Consider the following 22,603-nt stretch of genomic DNA (forward strand, 5'->3'; position numbering starts at 1 on the left):
GCCCCGCCGCTCGCCCGACGCCGGGGGCCCGCGAGGCCGCGGACGCCGCCCGGGCGGCCCTGGCCGCCGTGGCGGGCTCGCCGGCGGACCGGCTGCTGCGCCGGTTCCTCGACGCGGTCGTCCGCCCCGCCGCCCCTGACGGTGCCCCCTGACGGCCCCCTGACGGCGCCCCGCGCGGCGCCGGGAGACCGCCGTGCCCGGATCCGCCCGCCCGCGACCGGGCGGGCGGTCCGGGCGGAACGGTCAGTTCTCCAGGCCGGCGAACGCGCCCGGCTCGAAGGAACCGCCCTTCTGGCGGACGATCACGCCGAGCCGGTTCGCCGCGTTGATCATCGCGACGAGGTAGACGAGCGCCGCGATCTGGTCGTCGTCGTAGTGCTCGCGCACGAGCGCCCACGTCGCGTCCGACACGCCCTCATGGGCGTCGGCGAGCCGGGTGCCCTCCTCGGCGAGCGCCAGCGCGGCCCGCTCCGCCCCGGTGAACACGGTGGACTCGCGCCACGCCGCGACCAGCGCGAGCCGCACCGCGGTCTCCCCCGCGGCCGCCGCCTCCTTGGTGTGGGCGTCCAGGCAATAGCCGCAGCCGTTGATCTGGCTGGCCCGCGTCATCACCAGGTCCTGGACCGTCCGGGGCAGCGACGACTGCTGGATCGCCAGGCTGACGTTGAAGAACCGCTTGCCGATCTTGGCGCCGATGCCGTTGGCCATCAGGTCGAACCGGGATTCCATGTCTTCTCCTCATCGCCGGGCCGCGCTCCTCGTCGCGCGGCGTCCCGATGCCATGAAGATGCCGGCGCCCCCGATCCTGTGACGGCGCCGTCCTGTGACGTACGCCACCGGCCGCGGGTGTCACAGGGCGGCCGCGGGCGGCATCCCATGCGCATGGCAGCCTTGACGACGAGCGAACAGGAGCCGGCCATGAGCGGACCCGCGGAACCGACGACCGGAGGCGGCCGGCCCGACCCCGCCACCGAGGCGTTCGTCGCCCACCGCAACCTGCTGTTCACCGTCGCCTACGAGATGCTCGGCTCCGCCGCCGACGCGGAGGACGTCCTCCAGGAGACGTGGCTGCGCTGGACCGGCGTCGACCTCGCCGGCGTCCGCGACCACCGCGCCTACCTCGTCCGGATCACCACCCGGCAGGCCCTCGGCCGGCTCCGCACGCTCCGCCGCCGCAAGGAGTCCTACGTCGGCCCGTGGCTGCCCGAGCCGCTGCTCACCGCCCCCGACGTCGCCGACGACGTCGAACTCGCCGACAGCCTCTCGATGGCGATGCTGCTGGTGCTGGAGACGCTCGCGCCGACCGAGCGGGCCGTGTTCGTGCTGCGCGAGGTGTTCGACCTGCCCTACGACGAGATCGCCGAGGCCGTCGGGAAGAACCCGGCCGCCGTCCGGCAGATCGTCCGCCGGGCGCGGGCGCACGTCGCCGCGCGCCGCCCCCGCGGCGCCGTCACCGCGGACCAGACCCGGACCGCGCTCCGCGAGTTCCAGCGCGCGGTCGAGACCGGCGACCTCCAGCGGCTGCTGGACGTCCTCGCGCCCGACGTGGTGTTCCTCGGCGACGGCGGCGGGGTCGCGCAGGCCGCGCTGGAGCCCATCACCGGAGCGGACCGGGTGGGGCCCATCGCCGTCGGGCTGTCCCGGTTCGGCGCGGCGGCGACGCTGCGCCCCGCGCACGTCAACGGCCATCCGGCGCTGGTGTTCCGGCTCGACGGCGAGATCGACACCGTCATCGCGGTCCGCGTCGACGACGGCCTCATCACCGGCCTGTACGCCGTCCGCAACCCCGAGAAGCTCTCCCGCATGGCGGAGGAGACCCCCGTCCTCCGCTGACCGCCGCCCGGACGGGGTCAGCTCGCGCGGACCGAGCCGTCGGCCGCCACGGTGACGCGCCCCTGGCGGGCGATCGTGTCGCAGCCCTTCGCGGCGATGCGGTGCGCCCTGGCGGACACGGTCCGGTCGACCAGCGCGGACCCGTCCGCGGCCGCCACGACGACCCGGATCCGCAACGGAGCGCCGTGATACGGCACCGTGATCCCCTGCGGTTCGGGCGGCTTCGCGGTGAGCGGGACGCACCGGCTCCCCACGCACAGCCGCCGGGCCCGCGGGTGGGCCGCGGCGAACGGCGCCGCGTCGATCGTGATGCCGTCGTGCCCGCGGATCATCGGGCACGCCCGGCCGCCCCCGCCCCCGCCTCCGCCGCAGCCGGCGGCGAGGGCGAGGGCGAGACCGGCCGGCACCAGCGCACCGCGCGCCCGCCGGTGCCCGGTCAGGGCCACCAGGGGTACCCCGGCGTCGCGACGAACGCGCCGATGCCGTTCGGCGTCCCGTTCCCCGTCGGCCCGTCGTAGCCCGGCCCGGCCTGGCAGGCGTAGGACGGGGTGCACGGGTCCCACGAGTTGCGGCCCGCCACGATGTCGTTGAGCTGGTCCGCGTGCTTGTAGACGGAGTAGGCCGGGTCGGTGCCGTCCGAGGCGGGCGGCCCGGCCAGCGCGTACACCGACGCGATGATCGGCGACGACGCGCTGGTACCGCCGTAGACGCCCCAGCCGTTGGTGGCGCCATAGGTGTCGTAGACGGCGACGCCCGTCTCGGGGTCCGCGACGGCCGACACGTCCGTGACCATCCGGTGCGAGCAGCCGGGGTCGGTCTGCCACGGCGGTCTCGGCTGCTCGTACTTCGAGCAGCCCGAACCCGTCCCGGACCAGGTGATCTCGTCCCAGCCCCGGGCGTTGGCGGCGGGCAGCAGGGACGTCCCGCCCACCGCGATCACGTAGGGGTCGGCGGCGGGGAACTCGACCTCCAGGCCGCTGTCGCCCGCCGACGCCGTCACCGCGATGCCCTCGGCCACGTAGTCGGCGTTGCGGTCGGGCGATGACGACGACTCCGTCGAACCGTAGCTGTTGGAGATGTACTTCGCCCCCGTCAGCCACGACGTGGCGGCGGTGCTCACCGCGCCGGCGAGGTCGTCGTTGGAGTTGGAGTCCGCCTCGACGAGCGCGATGTGGCAGTTCGGGCAGATCGCGGACACCATGTCGAGGTCGAGGGCGATCTCCCCGGACCAGCCGCGGTCGGGGTCGGGGTAGTCCTTCGTATCGCCGCGCTGGTTGTACTTGCGGAAGCAGCCGTTCGCGGTGGTGCACGGCGGGAGCCCGTAGAAGGACCGGTAGGCGGCGAGGTCGGATTCGGCGTGCGGGTCGTCGTAGGCGTCGACGATCGCGACCGTCTGGCCCTTGCCGTTCGTCTTCGACGGCAGGTTGTAGGCGTCCTGGAGCTCACTCGGCCCGTATCCGTCGGCCACGACGCCCTTCAGCCCGGCCTTTCCTCCGAGATCGGTGCGCCTGAGCGCGAGGCAGGAGGATCGGCCGTGCTGCGGTGGCCACGCGCACGTCCGCTCGACGCCGCCCGGCGACGGTCCGCCCGCTGACGGTCCGTCCGCCACCGCCGGCGGTACGGGAAGGAGTGCCGCGAGGCAGAGCGACGCGGCGATGGACAGGATCGTTCGGAGGACCCGTGCAGGGGGGAGCACTGTCATCTGTGGCTTCCTCAGAGTCGGAACGACGTGCCGTGGGGATCTCCGTCAGCCCGCCGAGACGGGACCCGTCACCTCGACCGTCGGCACGGTCGACGCCTGGTCGACGACCTTCTGGTAGACGTCCTGCTGCTGCATGTAGGCGAGGATCTGGGCGCGGTTCATGCCGAGCGTCTGGGAGAGGACCGCGTCGTAGAGGTTCAGGGCCGCGTTGCTCTCGTCCGGGGTCAGGACCGGCTCGCCCACCCCGTACGCTCCGCTCATCCCGAGGATGATGTTCAGGACGTCGCTGAGGTTCCCGTCGGTGACCGTCACCGTCGAGTCCGGGTCGGCCAGGACGCCGGCGAGCAGGTCGTGGTAGCGGTCGTAGTACGACAGGGCGTAGGACTGCGCGTCCGCGTCGGCCGTCTTGCCCTGCAGCCGGTCGATGACGACCTGCGAGTTCTGGTACAGCACGGAGATCAGCAGGTTCCCGGTGAGGCTCTGCGAGAAGAACTCGTCGCGCGCCTTGCTGGTCAGCGGGTTGTCGTCGACGAGGGGCAGGTCGTAGTAGCCGCCGACCGCGCCGAGGATCGGGCAGTCGACGCGCGGCTTCACCACGAACGTCATCCCGTCGCCGCCCTGGCAGGCGATCGCCCCCGAGTCGCCGGGCAGGTTGAACGCCTGCGTCCAGATGAGGTCGGACAGCACCCGGACGTCGCTGCGGTCCTGCTTCGCGGAGAAGTCGATCTTCACCTGTGCGGCGAGGGCGTCCACGGTGCTGGACGAGTAGCCGCTGGCCCGCCCGACCTTCTCGAGGTGCATCCCGATCGTCGCGGCGACCGTGCAGGGGGAGGACGAGGTCGCGGGCAGCAGGCTCACCTTCAGCTGCTGCAGCACGTGCCCGATCGGGGTGAGGAAGCAGTTGGTGCCCGCGTCGCCCGCCACGACCATCCCGACCACCGGGTGGGACGCCGAGATCGGCGCCATCAGCCCGTGCGCCACGTCCTGGCCGTAGGCGCTCTGGTCGTCGAGCTGCGCGATGGCCGCGTCCACGAGGTTGTCGGTGGCGGTCGTGCTGACCGCGACGGACCGCTTGAGCTTGGCGACCGTCTCCGCCGTCCCGCCCGCGTCGGCCGTGGCGGGCTGGGCGATGGCCTCCCCCTTCGCCCCGGCGCTCATCCGCCCCACGACGTGGTTGGACGACAGGATGTTGATGGTGCCGTCGGTGTCGTCGCGGACGAAGCAGCCGATCGACCCCGCCACGGAGCCGTGCGTGTTGGAGATCCCGCCGCCCTGCAGCGGCGGGCGGAGGCGGTCGGGGATGGGGCCGCTGGCCCGGCCGTGCCGGGCGAGGCGCCCCACCTCGACGACGTCGACACCGACGGACGCGCCGTCCACGCCGATCGTCTTCGGCAGCAGCCGGCGCCGGGACACGAAACCCTCGCCGAGCTTCTTCACCACCATGGCGACGACGACGGGCTCATCGAGCACCGCCCCCGCCCTGCGGCGGCGGCCGATCGCGCAGCCGGTGAAATTCGGGTCGTCGAAATGGCGGTCGAAGAGGTCGCGCCTGGCGCGTTCCAGTGTCGCCGGCGAATGCGCGTCCAACGTCATGGGTCTCCCTTTGTTCGGCTCGGCTTGTTCGGCTCAGCCCTGGACCGTCGGCCGGATTCCGTTGCGGTGCAGGCGGGCGAGCATTCCGAGCCAGGCGTCCGCGGCTTCGTCGGAACCCGGGTCGAAACGGCGGGACACCGTGGCGACCGCGAGCGCGGTGAGCGCGGTCAGCGGTTTCCTGCGGTCCGCGTCGGCGGCGGCCGCGCCGAGGTCGGCGAGCAGCGCCGCCCCGCTCTTGCGGTGCGCGCCGCGGGCGACGAGGTCCTCCGCGGCGGTCCGCACGGGCGTGAGCCGGGCGGCGTCCAGCTTCGCGGCGGCGGCCCGCAGACGGGGCTCGGTGGCCCGGCGGACGGCCGGGCCGGGTTCGCCGTAGGCCGGGAACGGGACGGGATAGACCGCGCCGATCCGCGCGACGGCCAGCACAGCCGCCGTCTGGTCGGTGGTCAGGGCGGCGCCGTCGCCGCCGGCCGGGCCCTCGGCGGCGCCGGCCGGCGCCGTCCCGACGAGCACGGCGGAGACGGCGGTCCCGCCGGCGACGAGGAAGACGCGGCGGGTCGTGGCTGGGGACGTCGGGTCGGGTTCCATGGCAGCCTCCGGAAACGGCGCATGGCCGTGTGTCAGCGGAAAGGCGGGCAGATCCGGGTCGCGGGACGGCTGGTCCGTCCCGGGCCGGCGACGATGGGAGAGGGAGCGATCGAAAGCCGATTCAAAATCAGTTGATCAGCTCTGTCAACGGTGCGGCCGGACCTGGACTCGCGCCCGGTATCGGCGCCGGGCGGAAAGGCGGCGAATTTTTGCGCACCGGAGCGGAATTCGACCGGGGCCATTCGCGGAAGTCATCGCGATGTGCGTGTTTCCGGCGGTGGCACGGGGGTCACTATCCGCGCCGGGACGGATGCCTCGGATTCCGGCCGGCCGCCCATCGGGGGGCGCCCTCGGCGGCACTCCGCGCGGGCGCCGGCCTGCTGAGCGGGAGGCGCGGGGGCGCGGGCGCGGTTAGGCTGGCGCTGCCTCCTTCCGACACCGCCAGAACGGAGATCGATGAGCGGCCGGAACCCCGCCCCCCGCCGCAGCTACGGTGGCCGCTCCGCCGAGGAGCGCCGCGCCGACCGGCGGGAGCGGCTCCTCGGCGCCGGCCTCGAACTGTTCGGCACCCGCGGCTACGCGGCGACCTCCATCGAGCGGCTCTGCGCCACCGCCAGCGTGTCCACCCGCAACTTCTACGAGGAGTTCGCCGGACGCGAGGAACTGCTCACCGCCCTGCACCGCGGCATCAACGAGCGCGCCCGCGCCGCCCTCGACACCGCCTACGCCGAGGCCGCCGGCGAGCCCCTGCCCGTCCGCGTCGAACGCGCCGTCCGCGCGTTCGTCACCGTCACCGCCAGCGACCCGCGCTGGGCGCGCATCGCGTTCGTCGAGGTCATCGGGGTCAGCCCCGCCCTCGAACGGCACCGGCTGCAGTGGCGCGCGCACTGGGAGGAGGCGATGCTCGTAATGATCCGGGAGGCCGTCGAGCGCGGCGAGGCCGCCGACCGCGACTACCGCCTCACCGTCATCGCGATCATCGGGGCCGCCAACAACCTCGTCCACCACTGGTCCGCCCGCGACCAGACGATCCCGCTGGACGACATCAGCCGGGAGCTGGCGCACCTGATCCTGTCGGCGGTCAGATGATGGGCGGGCGGCCCGTCCTCGTCATGCGCCAGGCGGTGCGGTAGGAGATCGGCCGGCGCGGACCGGCCGGCTTGCGCCAGCCCTCCAGGAAGCCCTTGAACCAGGGCTTCAGGGCGCTCGGCTTGCGCTCGCGCATCAGCGTCATGCCGACCCACACCGCGAGGTAGGTGAACGCCAGCGGCCACGGCAGGTTCCGGCGCGCCAGCCACACGCGGTTGCGCGCGTTGTACCGATAGAACATCTCGTGCCGCGTCGGCAGCACCGCCGGGTGGAACATCACCGCCGACGAGTCGTACACGATGTGGTAGCCGGCGTTGAGGATCTGCCACGCGAGGTCGGTCTCCTCGTGCGCGTAGAAGAAGTCCTCCGGCAGGCCGCCGCCCGCGTCGAACGCGGCGCGGCGGATCGCGCAGGCGCCGCCGAGGAACGTCGTGACCTCCGAGGAGCGCTCGGGGTCGCCCGCGCGCAGCCGCGGCACGTGCCGCCGCTCGCCGCGCCCGCCCTCCGGGTCGCGGACCCGGAACGACATGACGCCGAGCCCCGGATCGGCGGCGAACCGGTCCCGCAGGTAGGTGCCGAGGCGGTTGGAGCGGTAGAAGCCGTCGTCGTCGAGGAACACCACCACGTCGCCGCAGGACGCCTCGACGCCGCGGTTGCGGCCCGCCGGGATGCCGACGTTCGTCGGCAGGCTGATCGTCTTGACGCGCTCGTCGTCGAACGGCGGGATCCCGGCCCGGTCGCCGACCGGGTCGACGCCGTTGCCGACGAGGACGACCTCGACGTCCGCGTGCTCCTGCTCCAGCGCGCTGCGGACGGCGCGGGCCAGCTCCTCCGGGCGGTTGCCCATGGTGAGGACGACGACGCTGAGTTTCACTTCAGTCTCCGGGAGGCCAGGATGCTGACCAGGTGCAGCAGGGTCTGGACGACCGCGACGAGCGCGACGGCGACCATCAGGACGCGGATCGCGACGGGGGTGTCCGCGCCGGTCAGGGTGTCGATCAGGGCGGCGGCGAGGATCAGCAGCGACAGCTCGACGGCGCCGATGATGCGGTGGAAGCGCAGCATCGACGCGGCCTGCCGGGCCAGCGCGATCCCGGTGGAGCGGGGCCGCAGCGCCCGGTCGCCGCCGGACGGGTCGGCGGTCAGGCCCGACTTGGCGCGGGCCACCACGACGTTGTCGGTCTCCGCCTTGATCAGCGCGGCGCCGAGCGCGGCGACGAGCCCGAGCTCGGCCCAGCCGCCGTTCTTCCAGCCGCCCTGCGCGGCGAAGCCGAGCCCGATGAGCAGCGAGATCTCCGACAGGTAGTGCCCGATGCGGTCGAGGAAGACCCCCGCGACCGACGTCTGCCGCAGGTACCGGGCGACCTCGCCGTCGACGCAGTCGAGCAGCAGGTACACCTGGATGAGCAGGGCGCCGCCGAGGGCCGTCCACAGCGCGCCCGTGCCGGACGCGGGCAGCGACACCACGACGCCCGCGACGATGCCGCTCAGCATCATCAGGTACGTGAGCTGGTTCGGGCTGAACCCGAGCCGCAGCGCGATCCACCCGAAGTACGGGGACAGGTCGCGCATGTACAGGCGCCCCGCCCAGTGCTCCTCGTTGCGCCGGTCCTTCAGGCCGGGCGGCTGCCCGTACCGGCGGATGTCGGCGACCTTCGCCGCGTTGCGCGGCGGGCGGTGGTCGCCCTCCTCCGGGGAGCCGGGACCGGCCGCGGGGGGTCCGGGGAGCTCAGTCTCCATGGGCCTGGACATACTCTTCCACCGCCTTGAGCGTCTCGCCCTTGTCGAGGCCGAGGTGTTCCAAGATCGTATAGCGGCCGGGACGGGTGCGCGGGGCGTACAGCACGGCCTCCGCGAACTGGTCCTCGGTCAGGCCGACGTCGGCCGGGAAGCGGGGCAGCCCGTGCCGGCCGAGGCAGGCGAGGATCTCCGCGAGCCGCTCCGCGGCGGTGTCGCCAGCGCCCGCGCCGCCGCCGTCGAGCCGGGTGGCGCGCAGGTGGTAGCAGAACGCCGCGCCGATCCCCGCGAGCTCGCCGTGGTTGGCGGTCCCCGGGTAGAGCTGGTCGACGGCGTGCAGGATCTCGTGGTCGCCGCCGCTCGCCGGGCGCGAGTCGCCGGCGAACGACATCGCCATCCCCGACAGCACCAGGCCCTCGGCGAGGACGGTGAGGAACCGGTCGGACTCGATCGAGCCCGGCTGGTGCAGCAGCGCCTCGGCGGCGGTCCGGGCGACGGTCAGCGCCATCCGGTCGACGCGCTCGCCGCACTGCTCGGCGGCCAGCAGCCAGTCGTCCACCGCGGAGAAGTTGCTGACCACGTCGCCGACCCCGGCGCGGACGAGCCGGTCCGGCGCGTTGTGCACGTAGTCGAGGTCGACGACCATCGCCAGCGGCATCACGACGCCGAACGAGCCCTTGCCCTTGTCGTGCTGCAGGGACGCGACCGGGGAGCAGATCCCGTCGTGGGACAGGTTCGTGGCGACCGACACCATCGGGATGCCCGACAGCGTCGCCGCGTACTTGGTCGCGTCGATCGTCCGGCCGCCGCCGATCCCGACGACGGCCTCGAACGTCCCGCCGCGCAGCTTGCCGGCGAGGCCGACGGCCGCGTCGACGGTGCCGCCCTCGACCTGGAACACCTCGCAGGCCGACAGGGACGGGCGGACGTGCTCGGCGATGTGGTCGCCCTGGCCTTGGCCGACGGCGATGGCCACCCGTCCCTCGGTGGCGATCCGCTTGTCGGCGAGCAGCTCGCCGAGGGCGGCGACGGCGCCGCGCCGCACGTCGATGGACAGCGGCGCGTTCAGCATCCGCGTCAGCAGGGGCATGGGCCTCCTCGCTCGGGGTCGTCCCGCGTGGCGCCGGCGGCGTCAGTAGGTCTTGGCGATCCGGCGGGCCTTCTCCAGGTCGTCGTGGTTGTCCACCTCGACCCAGTCGACCGCGCCGATCGGCGCGACCGCGATGCGGCCGCCCCGGTTCACCAGCTCCTGGTAGCCGTCCTCGTAGTACTGGTCGGGGTTCGCCTCCCAGGTCGCCTTCAGGGCGTCCGCGAGGGGCTCCGCGGCGGCGGGCTCGATCAGGGTGGCGCCGATGTACTCGCCGTAGGCGGCGGACGGGTCCATCAGCTTGGTGATGGTCTTCAGGTTCTCGGACTCGTCGAGGATGACCTTCATCTCCTCGTCGGCGAGAGTTTTCACGTTGTCCACGGCGAGGAGGATGCCCGGTCCGCGGTTCGCCAGTAGCGTCTTCTCGACGCTCACCGGATGGACCGTGTCGCCGTTGACCATGAGGACGCCCTTGGAGAAGTGCTCCCGAGCCAGCCACATGGAGTAGGCGTTGTTCCACTCCTCGGCCTTGTCGTTGTGGACCAGCGTGATGGACACGCCGTACTTCTCCTCGAGGGCGGCCTTGCGCTCCTCGACGGCGCCGGCGCAGTAGCCGACGACGATGACCACGTCCGTCAGGCCGACCTCGGCGAGGTTGCCGAGCGCGATGTCCAGGATGGTGGTCTCGCCGTCCACGGGGACCAGGGCCTTGGGGAGGGTATCGGTGTACGGCCGCAGCCTCCGGCCCGCGCCCGCCGCCAGCACCATGCCGATCATGCCTTCTCTTCCTCCCAGTCGACCATCAATCCGCCGCGACGGGACCGCGCCCACGTGGCGACGCCCTCACCGCCGAACAGCACACCAAGGTAGGCGGCCAGCGCGGCGTACGCGAGCGGAAGGAGCCCGCAGAGGCCCGCGAAGGCCACCCAGAGCATCCGGCCCTCCCAGCCGAGACCGGCGCGGAGGGCGAGCCCTCGCGGCCGGACCCCGCGGCGGGAGCGGTACGCGACGTCGCAGTGGTGGAGCGCGAGGACGGCCGCCGGCACGTAGACGACCGGTGCCGACACTCCCTGCGCAAACCCCAGTACGGCGAGGTAACCATACTCGATCGCGCGGATTATGGGCGGTACGAGCCAGTCCAGCCGTCCGGTATGCGGGTGACCTGCGGAGGGGCCGGCCAGCAGGACCGCCACGAACGGGGCGAGGAGCGCGGGGACGGGCGAGCCGCGCGCGCCGGCGGCGAGCAGCAGCGCGGTGACGCCCGCGGCGGCCAGCGCGGCGGGCAGCGGCGGGAGCCGGCCGCGCGCCGTCCCGCCGAGCAGCAGACACACGGGCCCGTCGTCGCGGTGGTCGCCGACCTGGACGGCGTCGCTCACCGGTCCGCCGGTCCCGGTGCGGGCCCCGGCCGGGCGAACGAGTCGCGCGCGTGCCCGGCGAGGACGAACGCGGCCGCGGCCGACCCCCACACCAGCAGGACCGTCAGCGTGACGCGGGCGCCGGCGAGCGCGGCGGTGACCGCGATCAGCGCGAACCGCTCGCCGGCCGGGAGCGCGAGCGCCCGCACCGCGCGGCGCGCGACCTCGTTGCGGATGCGGGGCGGGCGCGGGCGCCGGCCGTGCCGGGACGTCGCGTACGCCACGTCCATCGTCTGCCGGACCGTGAGGAGCGCGAGCGCGGCCACCGCCGCCGCCCACGCGTTGCCGGCGAGGCCGGGCCCGCCGGACGGCTCCGCTCCCGCGCCGGCGGCGAGGCCCGCGTACACGGCGGCCTCCTTGGCGCGGCTCAGGACGCCCGCCGGCCACGCGGTCCCGGGCGTCCCGGCCGCGCGCGCCAGCCCGCCGTCCACGCAGTCCAGGACGAACGAGGCGTAGAGCAGCCCCGCGCCGGTGATCATCCCGGCGCGGGAGCCGGCGGAGAACCACACCGCGGCGAGCGCCCCGAACGAGAACGAGATCGCCGCGACGGTCCCGGACGTGAGGCCGCGCGACGCCGCCCAGCGCACCAGGTACGGCGCGTACCCGCCGACCGCGTACGCGGCGACGAGCCCGTCGCCGCGGTGCCGCGCGGCGCGGCCGCGGTCCTCGCGCCCGGCGGGCCACCGCGGGCGGGCGCGGTTCTCCTCCGCGGCGCCGGCCGCCTCCGGTACGTTGAGCGGGGCGGGCCGGCGCCAGGGGCGCACCCTGGGCATCGGCGCCTCCAGGCGGGATCGGAGCATGCGGGTGACTGCTCAGCGTAGCGACTCGGTGACCGTCTGTCCCGCGGGCGGGACGAGCGGCGAGAGGGAGAGATGGCGGCGCGGACGGTTGCGGTGGTGCTCGCCGGCGGCATCGGCGAGCGCATGGGCGCGGGACGTCCCAAGCAGCTCATCGAGGTGGGCGGGCGGCCGATCCTGGCGCACGCGATCGCCGCGTTCGACGCCCATCCCGGCATCGCCGAGGTGCTGGTGGTGATGGCCGCCGGGCACCTGCGCGACGCGGGCGTGATCGCCGCGCCGTTCCGCAGCGTGACGGGCGTGGTCGAGGGCGGCGCGACCCGCACCGCCTCGACGGTCGCGGCGCTGCGCGCCCTGGAGGACCGTCCCGCCGACACGCGCGTGCTGTTCCACGACGCGGCCCGCCCGTTCGTGGACGCCCCGGTCATCGACCGGGTCCTGGACGCGCTGGACGGCCACGACGCCGTCGCGGTGGGCGTCCCGTCGCCGGACACGATCGTCGTCGTCGAGGACGGCGTGGTCGCGTCCATGCCGCCGCGCGAGACGATGTGCCGGTTCCAGACGCCGCAGGGCTTCCGGCTCGGGACGCTCCGCAAGGCGTACGAGCTGGCGCTCGCCGATCCGGCGCTGCGCGCCACCGACGACTGCGGGATCGTGCACCGCTACCTGCCGGACATGCCGATCCGGGTGGTCGAGGGCAGCGAGCGCAACCTCAAGGTCACCCAGCCGCTGGACGCCGTCGTCGCCGAGCACCTCGCCCAGGAGGACCTGCCTTGATCTTCGAGACGTCACCGGCCGTCATCGGGCACCGCGGCTACGGCGCGGGCAGGCTCACCCCGCCCGGCGCGGCGTCGCCGGTCGCGGAGAACACCCTGGAGTCGATGCTCGCCGCCGCGGCGGCGGGGCTGTCGTGGGTGGAGATCGACGTGACCCGCACCGCCGACGACCACCTCGTCCTGCGGCACGACCCGACCGTCGAGGGCGGCGACCACATCGTCGACATGCCCGCCGACGCCAGCGGCCTGCCGCTGCTCACCGACATCTTCGACGCGCTGCCCGCGGACGTGGCGGTCGACGTCGACGTCAAGACGGTGCTGGAGGACGCGGTGGACGCGCCGTCCCGCCGGACGGGCGCGCTGCTGCTGCCGGTGCTGAAGCGCGAGGCGCGGCGGCGCCGGCTGCTGGTCACCTCGTTCGACCCGGCGCTGCTGGTGTTCCTGCGGGACGAGCTGCCGGACGTCCCGCTGGGCCTGCTGACCTGGCTGCGGTTCCCGATGTGGCACGCGGTCCCGGCCGCGGCGGGCCTGAACCTGCAGGCCATCGCGGTGCACACCGGCTCGTGCGGGTTCGAACACCCCGACAGCCGGCTGCGGCCGCTGGAGCACTGCGTGGACGTCGCGCACGAGGCGGGCCTGGACGTGATCGCCTGGTGCCCGGCCGCCGAGCGCGCCCCGGACTACGCGGCCGCCGGGGTCGACGCGATGGTCGTCAACGACGTCCCCGGCGTCCTCGCGGCGCTGGCCTAGCGGCCGGGCCCGGGGCCGGGCCGGCGGCGCGCTAGCGGTTGCCGGACAGGTCGTCGCCGCCGTACATCTGGGTCCACTCGCCGACGCCGGCGCCGGACCCGCCGCCCTGCCCGGACGGCTTGGGTCCCTCGTCCTCGAACGGGACGGCGCCGGCCGCCGGACGCGCGGGCGGGGACGCCGGCCCGGACGACGACGCCGGCGGGAGGCTCGGCTGCGCGGGAGCCCCGTACTGCGGCTGCGCGGGAGGCTGCGCGGAGGGCTGCTGCCCGTACTGCGGGGGGCGTCCCCACGGCGCGTCCTGTGCGGGCGGCTGGGGCGCGCCCAGCGGCGCCGGAGCGCCCGGCGCACCGGCCGGCGGGCCCATAGGGGCGGGCGGCGGGCCTGCGTAGCGCGGCGCGGCGGCCCCGGCCGTCCGGGCGCGCCACCTCGACGGCGGCACGGACGCGACGAGCAGCGCGATGCCGAGGAAGAGGAACATCCCGAACATCGCGAGGTTCAGGTACCCGAAGGTGAGGGAGTCGGGGAAGGACTTCTTCGCCGTGTTCTGCGCCGCCCACGAGGCGTCGGCGACCCACAGCAGGCCGACGGCGCTGAAGAGCACGCCGGGGATCAGCGAGGCGATCGGCGACACCCGCGATCCCACGACGAGCCCGAGCACGACCGCAGCCACGAGCAGCAGCGCCACCCCGGTCCACAGCTGCCCGCCGTGGTAGTTGCGGAAGGTCGCGGAGTAGTAGCGCTGGACCATGGACATCTTGTAGGTGCCCATGGTCAGGCAGAACGTGAGTATCGCGGTCGCGACGACCCCGACCACCACGCCTATTCCGTGGCGTGCGCCGTTGGACATGGCAACCTCCTCGCGTCCGGCGGGCGTGATCCCGTCGAACCTAACCCTCAGACGTGCGGAAACGCACGAGGGTTCAGGGGAGATTAGCCGAATTTCGCCGTCACATAACCGGTTCGCCGGGTTTGGCCGGAGTCGGCTGGCCGAGCCGCGGCGGGCTGGTCAGGAACCCGACCCCCCACGTCACGTGCATGGTCGCGAACACCAGCGGCAGCCGCACCCAGGCGGACGGCGCCAGCCCGCGGCCCTCCACGGCGGCGCCGGCGACCATCGCCGCCGCGTACCCGCCGGGCAGCAGCCAGCCGGGCCAGAACCCGAACGCCCCGGCGACCACGCCCGCGGTCATCGCGACCACGGCGATGGGCGGCGCGAGGTAGCGCAGGTTGAGCGTGCCCTGGTGCTCGCGGCCGACGACGCGGCGCCAGCGCCCGGTGTGGAAGTACTGCTTGGCGAGGGCCCGCAGGTTGGGCCGCGGCCGGTAGGTGACGCGCATCCGCGGCGTGAAGAAGATCCGCCCGCCGGTCTGCCGGATGCGGTGGTTCATCTCCCAGTCCTGCGCGCGGGTGAAGGTCTCGTCGTAGTACCCGACCCGCTCCAGCGCGCTGCGCCGGAACGTGCCGAGGTAGACCGTCTCGACCTCGCCGGCCTCGCCGCCGGTGTGGAAGCGGGCGTTGCCGACGCCGATCCGCGAGGTCATCGCGCGGGCGACGGCCTGCTCGAACGGGGTGACGCCCTCGGCGGCCATGATGCCGCCGACGTTGTCGGCGCCGGTCTCCTCCATCGTCTCGACCGCGGCGCGGACGTAGTCGGGCGGCAGCAGCGAATGCCCGTCCACCCGGACGATGATCGAGTACTGCGACGCCTTGATCGCGATGTTGAGGCCCTGCGGGGTGCGCCCGGTGGGGTTGGCGACCACGACGACGCGGGAGTCCTCGCCGGCGAGCCGGCGGGCGATCTCCTCGGTGCGGTCGCGGGACGGCCCGACGGCGAGCACGAGCTCCATCTCGCCGGGATAGTCCTGCGACATGATGCGCCGGACGGAGTCGGCCAGATGGCGCTGCTCGTTGAGGACCGGCATGACCACCGACACCGCGGGCCAGGTGCGTTCGCCGCCGGCGCGCTGTCGCGTTCCGTGCCGTTCCGTGTGCTGGGCGTGGGGAGATGGATTCATGTGGGCTCGCGGGCGCACCTCGGCCGTGGCGACGGGGTGCCGCGGCCGGAGGGAGGCCCCCCTTCCTCTCTCTCGCTTGCTTGTCTGACGCAGCCCACGCCACCCAGGTTTGCGTGCGGGCCGCCGGGGTGTGGTCAAGACGGCGCCACGTTACTGCAAGGACACGAGGTCCAGGTAGCGAACGGACGGGTGTTCCCCACTTTAGAGTGGTGGGGACCCACGCGAGAACGAGGTCTTCGGGAGGCGGGCGCCGGCATGGTGGACGGGCACGACTCGGGACGCGGCGACCCCGATCCGCTGGAGCGCTACTTCCGGCCGAGACCCGCTGGTGGGGCGGCCGGCGAGGGCGACGACGGCGACATCGAGGGCGTCACCATCGACGGGATGCCGGCGCCCCGGGTGAAGGTGGACGGCCCGCGCGGGCCGCGCCGGCCGGGCCGCCGGATCAGCCCGCGGGCGGCGATGAGCGCCCGCCGGCAGAAGCGGTTCCTGACGCTGACCGGGACGATGTCGGCGTTCGTGCTGCTGACCTCGGGCGGCGCGTGGGCGTTCCAGAACTACGTGACGGGCGCGATCGACAAGGTGCACGTCGGCGGGCTCGGCAAGGGCAAGGACGGCCCGAAGGGCGCGATGACGATCCTGGTCGCCGGGGTCGACCGGCGCGAGGGGCTGACGAAGGCGCAGCAGAAGGCGGCCAAGCTCGGCCACGACCCGGGCGAGCGGTCCGACACGATGGAGCTGGTGCACGTCTCCAAGGACCACGACCGGGTGTCGATCGTGAGCCTGCCGCGCGACTCGTACGTGACGATCCCGGCGCACAGATCGAACGGGTCGGAGGGGGCGAAGGGGGAGCAGATCCCGGCCCGTCCCGGCAAGCTGACCTGGGCGTACCAGTTCGGCGGGCCCGACCTGACGGTGGCGACGATCAAGCAGGCGACCGGCGTGTCGATCGACCACTACATCGAGGTGAACTTCTACGGGTTCGTCAACATGGTGGACGCGCTCGGCGGCGTGGACGTCTGCACCGAGCAGGCGGTGAACGACCCGAAGAGCGGGCTGAAGCTGCCGGCGGGCAAGTCGCACGTGGACGGGCTGAAGGCGCTGGCGTTCGCGCGGGCCCGCTACACCCTGACCGGCGGCACCGACCTCGGCCGGATCGACCGGCAGCAGCAGTTCATGGCGTCGATGATGAAGCAGGCGCTGTCGTCCAAGACGCTGAGCGACCCGGTGAAGTCGACGAAGTTCCTGAACGCGTCGCTGAAGTCGCTGCGGGTGGACCCGGAACTCGCCAAGGGCCTGCCGAAGCTCGCCGACCAGATGAAGGACCTGTCGACCGACAGCCTGACCTTCGCGAACGTGCCGCTGTCCAACCCGGGCTACAACGCGATGCTGTGGAACTCGCCGACGCCGCAGTCGACCGTCCAGTGGGACCAGGCGAAGGCGAACGACCTGTTCGGCCGGATCCGGCACGACCAGCCGCTGAACGAGACGAAGAAGACCCCGAAGCCGAGCGCGTCGCCGTCCAAGACCCCGTCGGACGGCCCGACGGTGCCGCCGGACGAGATCAGCGTCCGCGTGCTGAACGCGATCGGGACGCCGGGGCTGGCGACGCACGCGGGCTCGCAGCTGACCAAGGACGGCTTCCGCGTCACGGTGGTGCCGGGCGTCGCGCGGCGCGGGCTGCAGCACACGCAGATCCAGTACGGCCCGGGCCGTGAGGACTCGGCGAAGACCCTGGCCGCGGCGATCCCGAACGCGAAGCTGAAGGAGGTCTCGTCGCTGGGGTCGCGGGTGCAGGTGATGGTGGGCGCCGACTGGGACGGGGTGAAGAAGGTGAAGGTGTCCTCGCCGTCGCCGACGGCGTCGCCCGCGTCGGGGTCGTCGCTGGACTCGGGGACCGCCACGGAGAAGCTCTGCCACTGACGTCCTAGAATGCCGTTCTAGGACAGTGGAAGGAGCAGGGCGTTGGACGGTGACCTCCCCGAGGCGTTCTACGAGCCGCTCGGCGGCGGCCGGTTCGCGAGCACCACGGCGACGGCGGGCCCGTGGTCGCCGTCGCTGCAGCACGCCGGGCCCGTCGCCGGCCTGATGGGCCGGGCGTTCGAGCGCACCGACCCGGTGCCCGGCACCCGCGTCGCGCGGGTGACGGTCGAGATCCTCTCCCCCGTCCCGGTCGCGGAGCTGGAGGTCACCGCGCGGGTCGTCCGCCCGGGCCGGCGGATCGCGCTGCTCGAGGGCGAGATGACCCACGAGGGGCGGCCGGTCGTCCGGGCGACCGCCTGGCGGATCGCGGCGGCGCCCGCCGAGGTGCCCGAGACCGTGCACGCGCCCGCCGCGCCCCCGCTCCCCGCGACGGGCCGGCCGTTCACGAGCGCCTCGCAGATGCACTCGGACGGCTACCTGTCGGCGATGGAGTGGCGGCTCGTCGACGGCTCGTTCTTCGAGCCGGGACCCGGGACGACCTGGGCCCGCGCCCGCGTCCCGCTGGTCGCCGGCGAGACCGACTCGCCGCTGGTCCGGGCGCTCACCCTGGCCGACAGCGCGTCCGGCGTCGGCAGCCAGCTCGACCTCGCCAAGTGGATGATCATCAACACCGACCTCACCGTCGCGCTGCACCGCGACCCGGTGGGCGAGTGGCTGTGCATGGGCGCGTCGCTGAGCGTCAGCCCGCACGGCAGCGCGCTGTGCGAGGCGACGCTCTCCGACGGTCACGGAGAGTTCGGACGCGTCCTGCAGACCCTGATCGTGGACGAGCAGCCAACGCCCTGACCTGGGTCGATGACACGCCTTCCGGAGGCTCGGAGATTCTTGATCGACTACTCTGGGTAGTGCTATGCGTGCACAGGGAAGTCATCGTCAGGAGTCCAGAGGATGTCGACAAGGTTTCTCGGCCTGATCAGCACCACCGCGGCCGCCGCGCTCGCCGTGTCCGGCTGCGCCGCGCACACCCGCGCCCGGCTCGCCGCCGCGGACGAGCCCGTCCCGTCGGCGAGCGCGGCCGCCGCACCGGCCTCGCCGTCGCCGTCGGCGGCGCCGAAGGGCAAGAAGAGCGCGGCGAAGGACGGCACGAACCTCAACGCCTGCCGCGACGCCTCCTGCGAGGTCGAGGTCGCCGACGGCGAGCAGATCCCGCTCGACCCGAAGTACGGCCTGGACGGCATCGACGTCCGGCGCGACGGCCCGCAGGTGATCTTCACCGCGCACGGCCGGGACAGCAAGATGGTCACCTCGATGGACGCCTCGTGGGCCGGCTCCGGCTCGTCCTCGACGGTCAACGGGCTGACCTTCCGCCCGCGGATGAGCAAGGACGGCAAGATCATCGTCCAGATCAGCCACGACTGACGGGCTCCGGGACGGGCGGCCACCGGTACGGCACCGTGGCCGCCCGTCCCGTGCGCGGCGCCTGAGGCTCAGCGGCCGGCGGTGAGGACCGGGTCGGCGGGCTCCGGCTCCGGGGCGGGAGCGCGGCCCGGGATCGCCAGAGCCGCGGCGGCGCCGGCCAGCGACAGCGCCGCGCCGACCCCGATCGCGGCGGCGAAACCGTCGGTGAAGGCCGACGGTCCCGTGTAGCCGCCCGCCCGGCCGAACGCCAGGGCCAGGACCGCGACGCCGAACACCCCGCCGAGCTGCCGCCCGGTGTTGAACACCCCGGACGCCTTCCCGATCTGCTGCGGCGCGACCGCGTTGAGCACGGCGGACTGCGCGGCGGGCATCGCCATGCTCACCCCGGCGCCCGCGATCAGCATCGGCGCGACCAGCTCCCAGTACGGCACGGACGGCGTGGCGGCGAGCGCGAGCCAGCCCAACCCCGCCGCCTGCAGCGCCAGCCCCAGCGCCGCCGGCGGCCGGGCGCCGATCCGGTTCACCACCCGGCCCGCCACCGGCGCGACGACCGTCACCGCCGCCGTCCAGGCGAGCAGGTGCAGGCCCGCGGCGAGCGGCCGGTCACCGCGCCCGGTCTGGAAGTACTGCGCCGCGAAGAACAGCGCCCCGTAGAGCGAGGCGTACATGAACACCCCGGCGGCGTTGCCCGCCGCGAAACCGCGCAGCCGGAACAGCTCCAGCGGCACCATCGGCCGCGCCGCGACCCGTTCCCAGGCCACGAACGCGACGGCGCAGACCGCGCCCCCGGCCAGCGTGCCCGCGACCTCGGCGCTGCCCCATCCGGCGGCGTCCGAGCGGATCAGGCCCCACACCAGCCCGAGCGCGGCGCCCGTCACCAGCAGCAGCCCGCCGGCGTCCACGCCGTCGCCGCCGCCGCGGCTCTCCGGGACGCGGCGCAGCACCAGCGGAATGATCGCCAGCCCGATCGGCACGTTCAGCCAGAAGATCCACTCCCAGGCGAGCCCCTGCGTGACGGCCCCGCCGACGACCGGCCCGCCGACCACCGCGAGCCCGGTCAGCCCGGCGAACAGCCCGAGCGCCTTCGGCCGGTCCGGCGGCGGGTACGCGGCGCTCAGCAGCGCCATCGCCAGCGGCATCACCAGGGCCGCGCCTGCGCCCTGCACCACCCGCGCCGCGATCAGCCCGTTCACGTCCGGGGCGAGCGCGCACGCCGCGGACGCCGCCGTGAACAGCGCCAGCCCCGCCGTGAAGACCCGCCGCCGCCCGAACCGGTCGCCCAGCACGGCACCGGTCATCAGCAGCACGGCGAAACTCAGACTGTAGGCGTTGACCGTCCATTCGAGCTGCGCCATCGAGGTGCCGAGATCCAGCCGGATCCGGCTCAGCGCCGTCGTCACCACCGTGGCGTCCAGCGCCACCATCACCGAGCCCGCCGAGGCGAGCCCGAGCACCCATGTCCTGTTCATGCCCATACCGACCCGCGCCCCGGCGAGATCCGCCGGTCCAGACCCGATGAATCCGGCGCGCCGGCGGGTCTGTACAAGAAAGGGAGGAGCACGGATTGACTTCCTCCGCTCCCCGAAGGGAGGGAGTCCTACGGCTCGCGCCGTGGGTGTTCCTGCTTCGCAGCCGATTGCGGAAGGGAGGTCCCTTGCCGTCTGACTTCAGCTCCACAGACATCGCCGGGGATGTCCCCGGCTACGGCTCGACCAGCCGCAAGGATGTTCTTGGCCGCGTTGACGTCCCGGTCGTGCCGGGTGCGATGCTTCGGGTTGGCGATGCGGCCTCCCTCGGACGTCACCGCGAAGTCCTTCACCCCGAGATCGACGCCGACCTCGTGTCCGGCGGTCTCCAAGGGGGCGGGCTCGTCGGCGTCGATGGCGAAGGCGACGTACCAGCGGCCGTGGGGCTCCCGCGAGATCACCACCATCGTCGGGTCCAGTGCCGCCAGGTCCACCTCGTCGAAGGACCACACGAACGCCAGGGGCGCGGTGGTCTTAACCATCCGAAGCTCGCCGTCGCGCATGCGGAACGCCGAACGGGTGTAGTGCGCGGACTGGCGGGAGCCCCGGGTTCTGAAGCGGGGGTAACGGGCGCGTCCGGCGAAGAAACCGCCGAACGCGGCGTGCTGGTGCCGCAGCGCCTGCTGCAGCGGCACCGAGGAAACCTCAGAGAGGAACGCCAGGTCGTCGTTCTTCTTCCACGCCGTCAGCGCGGCGTCGGCCTCCTTGTAAGAGATGCGCCTGTTCTCAACGTGGTAAGCGCGATGCCGTTCGGCGAGCGTCTTGTTCCAGACCAGACCTGTAAGAGCTTTCGAATATCAACGGACCCGGCCCGGAAGCCGGGGCATTTTTGGAGGACCAGGTGACCGTGATCGAGCGACCGGACGACGAGTTCGTCCGGCTGACCGGACCGTACCGGCGGGAGCTGCTGACGCACTGCTACCGGATGCTGGGCTCGGTGCAGGACGCCGAGGACCTCGTCCAGGAGACGTACCTGCGGGCCTGGCGGGCCTACGACGGTTTCGAGGGCCGCGCGTCACTGCGCACCTGGCTCTACCGGATCGCCACGAACGCCTGCCTCAACGCGCTGCGGAGCGGCGTCCGCCGGGTGCTGCCGTCCGGGCTGGGCGGGCCCATCGATGACCCGGACGCGCTGAGCCCGCGCGACCCGGAGATCCCGTGGCTGGAGCCGATCTCCGACGAGCAGGCCGACCCCGCCGCGATCGTGGCCGGACGGGCCGGGCTGCGCCTCGCCCTCGTCGCGGCGCTGCAGCACCTGCCCGCGCAGCAGCGGGCCGTCCTCATCCTGCGGGACGTGCTGGCCTGGTCGGCGGAGGAGACCGGCGACGCGCTCGGCGTCAGCGCGACCGCGGTGCACAGCACCCTCGCCCGCGCCCGGGCCCGGCTGGACCGGCTCGGCCCCGCGATCGACGAGATCGCCGAGCCCGCCGAGCCGGAGCGCCGCGACCTGCTCGACCGGTACGCCGACGCCTTCGAGCGCGCCGATCTCGCCGCGCTGGCCCGGCTGCTCACCGAGGACGCGGTCTGGCAGATGCCGCCGAACCCCTCGTGGTTCGCGGGCCGCGACGGCGTCCTCCGGCTGCTCGCGGCCAGGCTGCGCGGCAAGCGGAGCCGGCTGGTGCCGGTCGGCGCCAACGGCCAGCCGGCCTTCGCGATGTACGTGGACGGCGAGGCGTTCGCGCTCCAGGTCGTCACGCTGCGCGGCACGGCCGTCGCCGCCGTGACCGCGTTCCACGACCCCGCCCTGTTCCAGCGCTTCGGCCTCCCCCGCCGCCTGTGACCGGCGGTGCCCTGTCAGACCGCGAACGGGTCGGTGGCGAGGGTGTGGAGGCCGCCGGCGATCGGGTGGAAGCGGGGGTCGTCCTCGCGGCCGTAGGTGATCGCCTGCGCGAGGGCCGCGAGCTCGTGGGCGGGGAGGAGCGCCCTCCTGCGGTCCGGGTCCCGCAGCCAGAGCCTGATCGGCTCCTCCCCGTCATGCCAGGCGACGAGGCGGGGCAGCGCCGACGTCAGCGCGAGCGGGTCGGGCGACACCGACTCGACCGAGACCCACGCGGTGCTCAGATCGCACCGGCGGTTCCGGCCGACCCGGCGCTGGACGAGCGCGGTGCCCTCCAGCCACCAGGCCCGCCGGTACAGGCGCACGCCGAGCAGCACCACGACAGCGCATAACGCCCCGGCGACCACCACCCCGAGCAAGGACGCCCCACCGCCACCGCTCAGCACTCCGACCAGCAGCAGAAGCGCGAGGACCAGAACCGGAAGGCAGAGCAGCACGAGCAGGAGGTAGGCGGCCCATGTGATCGGGCCGGGCCCCGCGCTGAGCCGCGTTCTCCCCGTCACCGCGCCCCCTCCCCAC

Annotated in this window: 24 protein-coding genes; 8 read left to right on the forward strand and 16 right to left on the reverse strand. The window is 73.7% G+C overall.

The features are described 5' to 3' along the window. Nucleotides 1-243: 243 nt before the first annotated feature. The gene (locus tag J4709_RS35180; protein WP_208247463.1) at nucleotides 244-729 is read right to left on the reverse strand and encodes a carboxymuconolactone decarboxylase family protein; all 486 of its coding nucleotides are present in this window, start codon (nucleotides 727-729) and stop codon (nucleotides 244-246) included. A 189-nt stretch (nucleotides 730-918) separates the two neighbouring features. Between J4709_RS35180 and J4709_RS35185 the strand changes: the two genes are divergently transcribed. Beyond that, nucleotides 919-1,833 (forward strand): RNA polymerase sigma-70 factor, encoded by a 915-nt coding sequence (locus tag J4709_RS35185; protein ID WP_208247465.1) that lies wholly within the window; start codon nucleotides 919-921, stop codon nucleotides 1,831-1,833. A 17-nt stretch (nucleotides 1,834-1,850) separates the two neighbouring features. Here the strand turns inward: J4709_RS35185 and J4709_RS35190 are convergent, their stop codons facing one another. The 4 genes from J4709_RS35190 to J4709_RS35205 are packed head-to-tail and all read right to left on the reverse strand — an operon-like array spanning nucleotide 1,851 to nucleotide 5,713. Next, nucleotides 1,851-2,279 carry a hypothetical protein gene (locus J4709_RS35190; RefSeq protein WP_208247467.1) on the reverse strand — a complete coding sequence of 143 codons (429 nt, stop codon included), beginning with the start codon at nucleotides 2,277-2,279 and terminating at the stop codon, nucleotides 1,851-1,853. Next, a complete protein-coding gene (locus J4709_RS35195; protein ID WP_208247469.1) occupies nucleotides 2,270-3,535 on the reverse strand; it encodes a S53 family peptidase in 1,266 nt (421 codons plus the stop codon). Before J4709_RS35195 ends, J4709_RS35190 begins: the two co-directional genes overlap by 10 nt. Nucleotides 3,536-3,580: 45 nt before the next feature. After that, nucleotides 3,581-5,128, reverse strand: a complete 1,548-nt coding sequence (locus J4709_RS35200) for a hypothetical protein (protein WP_208247470.1) — start codon at nucleotides 5,126-5,128, stop codon at nucleotides 3,581-3,583. Nucleotides 5,129-5,161: 33 nt separating this feature from the next. Next, complete coding sequence (locus J4709_RS35205; RefSeq protein ID WP_208247472.1) at nucleotides 5,162-5,713, reverse strand: hypothetical protein; 552 nt, start codon at nucleotides 5,711-5,713, stop codon at nucleotides 5,162-5,164. A 456-nt stretch (nucleotides 5,714-6,169) separates the two neighbouring features. Here J4709_RS35205 and J4709_RS35210 point away from each other — a divergent pair, with 456 nt between their 5' ends. Then, complete coding sequence (locus tag J4709_RS35210; protein ID WP_208247474.1) at nucleotides 6,170-6,802, forward strand: TetR/AcrR family transcriptional regulator; 633 nt, start codon at nucleotides 6,170-6,172, stop codon at nucleotides 6,800-6,802. On the opposite strand, the gene J4709_RS35215 is transcribed toward J4709_RS35210, so the two are convergent. The 6 genes from J4709_RS35215 to J4709_RS55070 are packed head-to-tail and all read right to left on the reverse strand — an operon-like array spanning nucleotide 6,795 to nucleotide 11,814. Next, entirely contained in the window at nucleotides 6,795-7,649 is an 855-nt protein-coding gene (locus J4709_RS35215) for a glycosyltransferase family 2 protein (RefSeq protein ID WP_232384554.1), read from the reverse strand. The two genes, J4709_RS35210 and J4709_RS35215, sit on opposite strands and share 8 nt — an antisense overlap. A 23-nt stretch (nucleotides 7,650-7,672) precedes the next feature. Then, the gene (locus J4709_RS35220) at nucleotides 7,673-8,542 is read right to left on the reverse strand and encodes a CDP-alcohol phosphatidyltransferase family protein (RefSeq protein WP_208247479.1); all 870 of its coding nucleotides are present in this window, start codon (nucleotides 8,540-8,542) and stop codon (nucleotides 7,673-7,675) included. Then, complete coding sequence (locus J4709_RS35225) at nucleotides 8,532-9,611, reverse strand: iron-containing alcohol dehydrogenase family protein (RefSeq protein WP_208247760.1); 1,080 nt, start codon at nucleotides 9,609-9,611, stop codon at nucleotides 8,532-8,534. The genes J4709_RS35220 and J4709_RS35225 overlap by 11 nt, the downstream gene beginning before the upstream one ends. A gap of 60 nt (nucleotides 9,612-9,671) precedes the next feature. Beyond that, nucleotides 9,672-10,403 carry a phosphocholine cytidylyltransferase family protein gene (locus tag J4709_RS35230; RefSeq protein WP_208247481.1) on the reverse strand — a complete coding sequence of 244 codons (732 nt, stop codon included), beginning with the start codon at nucleotides 10,401-10,403 and terminating at the stop codon, nucleotides 9,672-9,674. Then, nucleotides 10,400-11,002 (reverse strand): DUF5941 domain-containing protein, encoded by a 603-nt coding sequence (locus J4709_RS35235; protein WP_208247483.1) that lies wholly within the window; start codon nucleotides 11,000-11,002, stop codon nucleotides 10,400-10,402. Before J4709_RS35235 ends, J4709_RS35230 begins: the two co-directional genes overlap by 4 nt. Beyond that, nucleotides 10,999-11,814: a DUF5941 domain-containing protein gene (locus J4709_RS55070; protein ID WP_208247485.1), complete on the reverse strand. Its 816-nt coding sequence runs from the start codon at nucleotides 11,812-11,814 to the stop codon at nucleotides 10,999-11,001. The genes J4709_RS35235 and J4709_RS55070 overlap by 4 nt, the downstream gene beginning before the upstream one ends. A gap of 99 nt (nucleotides 11,815-11,913) precedes the next feature. Here J4709_RS55070 and ispD point away from each other — a divergent pair, with 99 nt between their 5' ends. Both ispD and J4709_RS35250 read left to right on the forward strand, forming a co-directional pair. Further along, nucleotides 11,914-12,615, forward strand: a complete 702-nt coding sequence (ispD, locus tag J4709_RS35245; protein ID WP_208247488.1) for a 2-C-methyl-D-erythritol 4-phosphate cytidylyltransferase — start codon at nucleotides 11,914-11,916, stop codon at nucleotides 12,613-12,615. After that, a complete protein-coding gene (locus tag J4709_RS35250) occupies nucleotides 12,612-13,364 on the forward strand; it encodes a glycerophosphodiester phosphodiesterase (RefSeq protein ID WP_208247489.1) in 753 nt (250 codons plus the stop codon). The genes ispD and J4709_RS35250 overlap by 4 nt, the downstream gene beginning before the upstream one ends. A gap of 31 nt (nucleotides 13,365-13,395) precedes the next feature. Here J4709_RS35250 and J4709_RS35255 read toward each other — a convergent pair whose 3' ends face one another. Together J4709_RS35255 and J4709_RS35260 are read right to left on the reverse strand one after the other, a co-directional pair. Then, nucleotides 13,396-14,211, reverse strand: coding sequence for a hypothetical protein (locus J4709_RS35255; RefSeq protein WP_208247492.1), 816 nt, complete (start codon nucleotides 14,209-14,211; stop codon nucleotides 13,396-13,398). A gap of 100 nt (nucleotides 14,212-14,311) precedes the next feature. Continuing rightward, complete coding sequence (locus tag J4709_RS35260; RefSeq protein WP_208247494.1) at nucleotides 14,312-15,379, reverse strand: glycosyltransferase family 2 protein; 1,068 nt, start codon at nucleotides 15,377-15,379, stop codon at nucleotides 14,312-14,314. Nucleotides 15,380-15,634: 255 nt separating this feature from the next. Between J4709_RS35260 and J4709_RS35265 the strand changes: the two genes are divergently transcribed. The 3 genes from J4709_RS35265 (at nucleotide 15,635) to J4709_RS35275 (ending at nucleotide 18,721) form a co-directional block, all read left to right on the forward strand. Beyond that, nucleotides 15,635-17,302, forward strand: a complete 1,668-nt coding sequence (locus tag J4709_RS35265; protein WP_208247496.1) for an LCP family protein — start codon at nucleotides 15,635-15,637, stop codon at nucleotides 17,300-17,302. Between the two features lie 42 nt (nucleotides 17,303-17,344). Beyond that, nucleotides 17,345-18,148 carry a thioesterase family protein gene (locus tag J4709_RS35270; RefSeq protein WP_208247498.1) on the forward strand — a complete coding sequence of 268 codons (804 nt, stop codon included), beginning with the start codon at nucleotides 17,345-17,347 and terminating at the stop codon, nucleotides 18,146-18,148. Between the two features lie 102 nt (nucleotides 18,149-18,250). Continuing rightward, a complete protein-coding gene (locus tag J4709_RS35275) occupies nucleotides 18,251-18,721 on the forward strand; it encodes a hypothetical protein (protein ID WP_208247500.1) in 471 nt (156 codons plus the stop codon). Nucleotides 18,722-18,789: 68 nt separating this feature from the next. Here the strand turns inward: J4709_RS35275 and J4709_RS35280 are convergent, their stop codons facing one another. Further along, nucleotides 18,790-20,190, reverse strand: a complete 1,401-nt coding sequence (locus tag J4709_RS35280) for a DHA2 family efflux MFS transporter permease subunit (protein ID WP_208247503.1) — start codon at nucleotides 20,188-20,190, stop codon at nucleotides 18,790-18,792. 128 nt (nucleotides 20,191-20,318) lie between these two features. After that, a complete protein-coding gene (locus tag J4709_RS35285; protein WP_232384556.1) occupies nucleotides 20,319-21,023 on the reverse strand; it encodes an RNA-guided endonuclease InsQ/TnpB family protein in 705 nt (234 codons plus the stop codon). Between the two features lie 65 nt (nucleotides 21,024-21,088). Here J4709_RS35285 and J4709_RS35290 point away from each other — a divergent pair, with 65 nt between their 5' ends. Further along, a complete protein-coding gene (locus tag J4709_RS35290) occupies nucleotides 21,089-22,027 on the forward strand; it encodes a sigma-70 family RNA polymerase sigma factor (RefSeq protein ID WP_208247505.1) in 939 nt (312 codons plus the stop codon). Between the two features lie 14 nt (nucleotides 22,028-22,041). Here J4709_RS35290 and J4709_RS35295 read toward each other — a convergent pair whose 3' ends face one another. Then, nucleotides 22,042-22,587 carry a hypothetical protein gene (locus J4709_RS35295; protein WP_208247507.1) on the reverse strand — a complete coding sequence of 182 codons (546 nt, stop codon included), beginning with the start codon at nucleotides 22,585-22,587 and terminating at the stop codon, nucleotides 22,042-22,044. Nucleotides 22,588-22,603: the final 16 nt, after the last annotated feature.

The organism is Actinomadura violacea (genome assembly GCF_017573465.1).
Taxonomy (GTDB): Bacteria; Actinomycetota; Actinomycetes; order Streptosporangiales; family Streptosporangiaceae; genus Spirillospora; species Spirillospora violacea.

Coding starts and splice junctions, on each gene's coding strand:
- J4709_RS35180 (WP_208247463.1), bottom strand. CDS start 729: ATGGAATCCCGGTTCGACCTGATGGCCAACGGCATCGGCGCCAAGATC.
- J4709_RS35185 (WP_208247465.1), top strand. CDS start 919: ATGAGCGGACCCGCGGAACCGACGACCGGAGGCGGCCGGCCCGACCCC.
- J4709_RS35195 (WP_208247469.1), bottom strand. CDS start 3,535: ATGACAGTGCTCCCCCCTGCACGGGTCCTCCGAACGATCCTGTCCATC.
- J4709_RS35200 (WP_208247470.1), bottom strand. CDS start 5,128: ATGACGTTGGACGCGCATTCGCCGGCGACACTGGAACGCGCCAGGCGC.
- J4709_RS35205 (WP_208247472.1), bottom strand. CDS start 5,713: ATGGAACCCGACCCGACGTCCCCAGCCACGACCCGCCGCGTCTTCCTC.
- J4709_RS35210 (WP_208247474.1), top strand. CDS start 6,170: ATGAGCGGCCGGAACCCCGCCCCCCGCCGCAGCTACGGTGGCCGCTCC.
- J4709_RS35215 (WP_232384554.1), bottom strand. CDS start 7,649: ATGGGCAACCGCCCGGAGGAGCTGGCCCGCGCCGTCCGCAGCGCGCTG.
- J4709_RS35220 (WP_208247479.1), bottom strand. CDS start 8,542: ATGGAGACTGAGCTCCCCGGACCCCCCGCGGCCGGTCCCGGCTCCCCG.
- J4709_RS35225 (WP_208247760.1), bottom strand. CDS start 9,611: ATGCTGAACGCGCCGCTGTCCATCGACGTGCGGCGCGGCGCCGTCGCC.
- J4709_RS35230 (WP_208247481.1), bottom strand. CDS start 10,403: ATGATCGGCATGGTGCTGGCGGCGGGCGCGGGCCGGAGGCTGCGGCCG.
- J4709_RS55070 (WP_208247485.1), bottom strand. CDS start 11,814: ATGCCCAGGGTGCGCCCCTGGCGCCGGCCCGCCCCGCTCAACGTACCG.
- ispD (WP_208247488.1), top strand. CDS start 11,914: ATGGCGGCGCGGACGGTTGCGGTGGTGCTCGCCGGCGGCATCGGCGAG.
- J4709_RS35255 (WP_208247492.1), bottom strand. CDS start 14,211: ATGTCCAACGGCGCACGCCACGGAATAGGCGTGGTGGTCGGGGTCGTC.
- J4709_RS35260 (WP_208247494.1), bottom strand. CDS start 15,379: ATGAATCCATCTCCCCACGCCCAGCACACGGAACGGCACGGAACGCGA.
- J4709_RS35265 (WP_208247496.1), top strand. CDS start 15,635: ATGGTGGACGGGCACGACTCGGGACGCGGCGACCCCGATCCGCTGGAG.
- J4709_RS35275 (WP_208247500.1), top strand. CDS start 18,251: ATGTCGACAAGGTTTCTCGGCCTGATCAGCACCACCGCGGCCGCCGCG.
- J4709_RS35280 (WP_208247503.1), bottom strand. CDS start 20,190: ATGAACAGGACATGGGTGCTCGGGCTCGCCTCGGCGGGCTCGGTGATG.